This window comes from Nocardioides sp. (assembly GCF_004803405.1).
Lineage (GTDB): Bacteria > Actinomycetota > Actinomycetes > Propionibacteriales > Nocardioidaceae > Nocardioides > Nocardioides vastitatis.
Genome location: NZ_SSXI01000191.1, coordinates 1 through 893, shown reverse-complemented (window position 1 = coordinate 893; position 893 = coordinate 1). Strand labels below are relative to the sequence as shown.

Here is an 893-nt window from a genome sequence, read left to right as displayed (position 1 = left end):
CCACCGCGAACGCCGCGAGCAGGCCGGCCGCGCGCACCAGGTCGCGGAACAGCGCGGGCTCGGCTCCGACGCCGGCGATCGCGACCACCCAGTCGAGGACCCCACCGACCAGCGTGGTCGCGGACAGCGGCGTGTTCACCTCGCCGGGGACGGTCAGTGCGTGCAGCCAGCCGTTCCCGAGGCCGCTGGCCACCCCCAGGCCGAACAGGGTCCCGAGGGACACCGCCCCGATCGCGGCCAGCCGCCGGAACCGAGCGAGGACCGCCGCGCCGGCCGGCAGCGACACCAGCGCGATGCCGACGCACACCAGCCCGCCGGGGACCTTCACCGCTGCTGCCAGGCCGGCGAGCGCAGCGCCCCACGCCCAGCCGCGCTCGGCCGCGACCACCAGCGCCGCTGCCATCAGCCCGGCCATCAGCAGGTCGTTGTGCAGGCCGGCCACGCCGTTGGCGACCATCAGCGGAGAGATCAGCACCAGGGCGGACGCGAGCGCCGGGTTGACGCCGGTCCACGCCGCCAGTCGCGGCACGGCCCACGCCAGCAGCACCAGCCCGAGCAGTGCGACCCCGCGGTGCGCGACCACCAGCAGCCATGGGTTGCCGGTGAGGTTGGCGGCGAGGGCTCCGGCGAACAGCGGCACCGGACCGTACGGCGTCGCGGTCTCCCACCACATCGGGTCCACCGCCTGCACGATCGGCGGACCGGCGAGCCAGGCCGGCATCGGCCCGAACGGGTCCGGCGCCAGCGCGCCGGGCCCCCACTCGTACGGAGACAGGCCCACGCGCGCGAGCATTCCCTGGGCCGCGTACGACCAGCCGTCCCGCGAGAACAGCGGCGGCGCGAGGACGAGCGGGGCGGACCACGCGATCGCCGCGAGCCGAACCAGGGCGATG

General features: G+C 76.3%; 1 protein-coding gene. It reads right to left on the bottom strand.

Translation table 11 applies throughout. The features are described 5' to 3' along the window. Positions 1 to 893, bottom strand: an 893-nt coding sequence (gene mptB / locus E7Z54_RS23275; protein ID WP_168798322.1) for a polyprenol phosphomannose-dependent alpha 1,6 mannosyltransferase MptB, incomplete at both ends; no start/stop codon positions are given.